General features: G+C 31.3%; 5 protein-coding genes. All 5 read right to left on the bottom strand.

What is annotated here, in order from left to right; translation table 11 throughout:
* On the bottom strand, positions 1-812 hold an 812-nt coding region (locus QVA17_RS12250; protein ID WP_287389263.1), incomplete at its 3' end, for an oligosaccharide flippase family protein.
* A 3-nt stretch (positions 813-815) separates the two neighbouring features.
* Positions 816-1,682, bottom strand: a complete 867-nt coding sequence (locus tag QVA17_RS12245; protein WP_287389261.1) for a LicD family protein — start codon at positions 1,680-1,682, stop codon at positions 816-818.
* Between the two features lie 111 nt (positions 1,683-1,793).
* Positions 1,794-3,362: a BCCT family transporter gene (locus tag QVA17_RS12240; RefSeq protein WP_287389258.1), complete on the bottom strand. Its 1,569-nt coding sequence runs from the start codon at positions 3,360-3,362 to the stop codon at positions 1,794-1,796.
* A gap of 4 nt (positions 3,363-3,366) precedes the next feature.
* Entirely contained in the window at positions 3,367-4,239 is an 873-nt protein-coding gene (locus QVA17_RS12235; protein WP_287389256.1) for an NTP transferase domain-containing protein, read from the bottom strand.
* A gap of 2 nt (positions 4,240-4,241) precedes the next feature.
* The coding region (locus tag QVA17_RS12230; protein ID WP_330635225.1) for a hypothetical protein at positions 4,242-4,587 on the bottom strand (346 nt) is incomplete at its 5' end.

The raw sequence follows: 4,587 nt of genomic DNA, 5'->3' as shown, positions 1-4,587 counted from the left end.
TCTGCAAATAGAGTAACGAAAGGATTAAAAATATAAGTTGCACCAACCTGAATTATTAAAACAGGTGTTGCCACAGCTCCATATATTGCCAGTAATTCATTACCTAGGATTCTCTCCATGTATAAACGTGGAATTGATGCTATAGAAGTAGATAATGAACTATATATAACAAGTGGAAGACATTCAATTAACAAATCAATAACAATCTTAGATTTAAAATCAAATTTAAGTGTCTCTAGCTTTCTTACTCTTGGTATATCATAAATAGCAATTGCTACTGCTGTTAATAGAGCAACTAGCAATAATGTTATGATTAAATTCTTAGTTAGATAAAGCACAGCTGAAAAAGATACAATTGTAATAATTCCTCTTATTATCATGGATTTACCAGCAATATCCAATCTCCAGTTTTTCTGAAACATACCAGAAAAACAGTCAAACACAGCCTCTCCTGCTTTTATACAAAAATAAAGAATAATACAAGCTCGCTGTTCAAGTGAATAAGGTATTACAAGGGCATAAATAATACACCCTAATAAAGATATACCTATGGTTATAACCCTACTATAAAGATATGTTCCTGCCGAATACTTATTCTTAACATCAGAAACTTGATAGTTTCTCATACCATAAACTGATATAGCATACCAGATATTAGTTACAGAAATAGCTAATGTTAGAATTCCTCCAGCGTGTAATCCTGCTAATCTTACAACCAATACAGTAATTAGCCATTGACATCCAAGGTAAAATGTAGATCCACATGTATTCCACATTACACTTGATGCTATCGATAATTTTTTATTTTCCATCTTTTACTCTTCTCCAAAATCTATATAACTTGCCAAATGATTATGCCTTTGTTCTTCTGGAGGTAACTGCATATAGTCACCATATTCTTTACGTAAGAAAGAATCGTAGTTTTTAACCACTTTAACTGAAGTATCTTCAAAAGGCACATCAATAAGTGGCCATGCCTCATGCTTTCTAATCATTAAATTCTCACCTGTAATGTATGAATAATCAATATAAAGGTCTGAATCCTTTTCTGAACAATTAGTAGCATAATCTAAATACTTCTTATAAGTCTTTTTAGATGTAACATGGAATAGTTTTAAGCCAGCATGAATAACACGCATAGCTACTGACACTAACTTCTTAAGCACTGGATTCATTCCCTCTGGAAGATTAGGATTAGGAATAAGTGTAAGCACGTGCCATCTTGCTATATTCCAAGTCTTTTTTATAATCTTCTTACGAGCAATAGGATCCTCAGGAGTCTTATCATATGGAAATATATCAATAAAAATCCCTAAAGGATAATTAGCCTGTTCATAGTCTGCTTCAATAAAACGTGTACCTCTTTTAACCATCTTAGCAAACATAAGAGGATAGTTTTCCTGAGTACTTGCATCCATGAAAATGTACTTATCACCCATTTCCTTAGGTGCAACTTCCATAAACTTGTTATAATCTTCTCTTAGCATATTAACATCAATGTCATCATCCCAAGGAATAAATCCATTGTGTCTTAATGCACCAATAGCTGTTCCGCCTGTTGCAAAATACTCTAAATCGTACTTTTCACATATCTTTACAAAATCCTTAAATATCTCTAAGATTACATCCTTTAGATGTTGTAAAGTTTCTTCATCATATTCTTTTAACTCTATATCTTTCATTAGTTTTCTCTTTCCTCATTTCAGTTTTCATCTAAAATATAAGTATAACAGAAAATATTATATTCTAATTCAAGCTAACATTCAATTAAAAGATACAGAGTTAATTATATCTTAATTATTATCCTTTTTTTCTTTTAAAAACTTCTTAGCATCCTTAAAGAAACTAGCAATAATAACTATCATTACAATTCCCAGTGGAAAGGCTGCAATTATGCTTACAGACTGAATATTACTCATTGAACTCTCTGAAAATAAAAGAGCAATTGGTAATACGATTAATAAAATACACCACATAAGCTGAATAGACTTGTGAGGTTTTTGATTTTCCTCTAATTCCTTATAGCTATAGCAAGAAGCAATTAAAGCTATAGAGTCAAAGGATGTAGCATAAAACATTACCATTGTGACAATAACAATAATTAAAACTAATGTTGAAAGTGGCATAGAATGAATTATATCCATGATTAATGAATACATATCCTGTCCATTGGCATAGTTTTCAACAAAATTAGCAGCTCCACTAACCTGTTTACCCATTGCATAGTTACCTAACACTGTAAAACTAAGTAAAGTAGATCCTACACCAAATATGTAACCTCCAAGAATAGTCTGTCTTATAGTTCTACCTCTTGATATTGTACCAATAAAGAATGGAGCACATACACACCAAACCATCCAATAAGCCCAATAATAAATTGTCCAATCCTGTGGAAAATTAGTTGTTCTTGCAGGATCAGTAAATGTGGACAATTCAAAGAAATGGTTAACCATTAAGCCTAATGACTGTAGCCCATTTTCAATAGTAAACTTTAATTCTCCACCAAAAATAAATACATAGGCTAAAAATCCAAAGAAGAAATAAATACATAATTTAGCTAAAACACTAATACCCTTCATGCCATGTAATAATGAATATGTGTAAACAGCACAAGTAATAAGTAAAATAACAATTGTAATTATTCTTCCATCAATAGTTAATCCAAATAAGTCGCTAATAATAGTAGCCATTAAAGGTGTAGCAACACTAAATGTTGTCGCAGTACCTGCAAGTAGCGCAAACACTGATAATAAATCTATAAATCTACCAAGAATTCCATCTGTCTTCTTTCCAAGCACTGGTCTACATGCTTCTGAAAATCTCTGTCTATTTCTCTTTCTTACATGAAGCATAAAGCCAAATGCAACTGCAAGTACCAAATAAAAAGCCCATGGAATCATACTCCAATGAAATAAAGGAAAAACGCCTGCCCAAGTATTTACATCGCCTAATTCCTTCATATGTGGGTTTACTGCATAAACTGCCCACTCGTTAAATGAGTAAAATAAAATATCTGCTGCCAAACCACAAGTAAACATCATACTTCCCCATGCAAAGAATGAATACTTAGGTTTTTCATCTTGTCCACCTAAAACAATATCGCCATATTTTGAACAGGCAAGAACAATAGAAATAATAAATACTCCCAAACCAATAATTAAGTAATAAGAACCAAGTGTATCTCCAAAGAAAAATCTTATCTTAGATAAAACTTCGTTAGACTCCACTGGAAAAATCACAAACAAAACTGCAAGTCCTAAAATAAATGCTAAAGGAACTAATGTAATCATCCAATCTATTTTTTTAGCATCTACTTCTTTAGTTAATTTCTTATCTTCAACTTCCTCAATATAACTTTCCATTTTTTTATCCTTTCGTCATTAAACTAGAATTTTCATAAATGTATTGATATTTTTTATCCCTATTTATAAATTCAAATCCAATTGCTTCATTTCCACTAGATTTAATACATTTAAAAGAAGACATATCCTTTTCCTCAATAGCTAATTTAGCAGCAATCTCCTTTATAATCTTAGATCTAGTATTGGTTTTATAACTAGTATCAAATTCTCTAAGCTCGTCTAATGTATCAAATTCGTAAATCTGATCATCCTTATACTTATTAATCTTCATCTTAAATTCATCAATATGTTCAATATAAATATCTTCCCATAATTTATCCTTAGTCTCTTCTAAATCATATTCCTTCTCAAGGACTTCAATAAAGTGCTTGCTAAAGTTCTCATCCCAGAATACATGACCTAACATATACCATGCATCACTTCCTCCAACCTTAACCTTCTTAATATATCCATCCTTATCCACTTCCATACACCATTCCTTAGTTTCCCCTTTAGAATAAAGTGCAGAATAATATGATTCATTTACTTCACTTGTAAATGGATTTATTGAAAAATAATTATCAGCAGAGCAAATATATGAATTCTTCAAAACATCTCTAACCTCATAAATTGAAGAATGATTATTTCGCTCATTATATAGACCGTTGTAACGAATCTTTACATTACATTTGTCTACAAGATAATTAAAATCCTCATTTCTATATCCAGTTACAATATAAATATCCTTAATTCCTGCTTCTTGTAACTGACGAATCTGGCGCTCAATTAGAATCTCACCATTAATTTCAATTAAAGCCTTAGGCCTTTCATAAGAAAGTGGTGCAAATCTACTTGATGTACCTGCTGCCATAATTACTGCATTGTCTACTTTATACATTTTTAAAATTCCCCTAATTCATTAACTAGTATTTTATAATAATCCTTAGCGTATCTATACTGTCTTAGAGAGTATTCACCAAATTCTACACCAAGCATTCTCTTATATTCACACCAATTGCTCCATAACAAACCTGCAATTGCAATATAGGCGTAAATGCGATGTCTAATATCATCACTACAGCCCTCTGTGTAATAATAGTCTATTAATTTATCTACCATTACACGGTCATACATGGCATAAATTGCAAACATAGCAATATCAAGATTAGGATCTTGCATTCCTGCATATTCCCAATCAATTAATCTAACCTGTTCCTTACCTTGTGCATCCTTATATAACATAAAA

The sequence above is a fragment of the Lachnospira sp. genome (assembly GCF_016290755.1).
Taxonomy (GTDB): Bacteria; Bacillota; Clostridia; order Lachnospirales; family Lachnospiraceae; genus Lachnospira; species Lachnospira multipara.
This window is presented reverse-complemented; position numbering and strand designations above follow the sequence as displayed.

Bases quoted from the DNA above. Each gene is read 5' to 3' on its own strand.
- QVA17_RS12245 (WP_287389261.1), bottom strand. From the start codon at position 1,682: ATGAAAGATATAGAGTTAAAAGAATATGATGAAGAAACTTTACAACAT.
- QVA17_RS12240 (WP_287389258.1), bottom strand. From the start codon at position 3,362: ATGGAAAGTTATATTGAGGAAGTTGAAGATAAGAAATTAACTAAAGAA.
- QVA17_RS12235 (WP_287389256.1), bottom strand. From the start codon at position 4,239: ATGTATAAAGTAGACAATGCAGTAATTATGGCAGCAGGTACATCAAGT.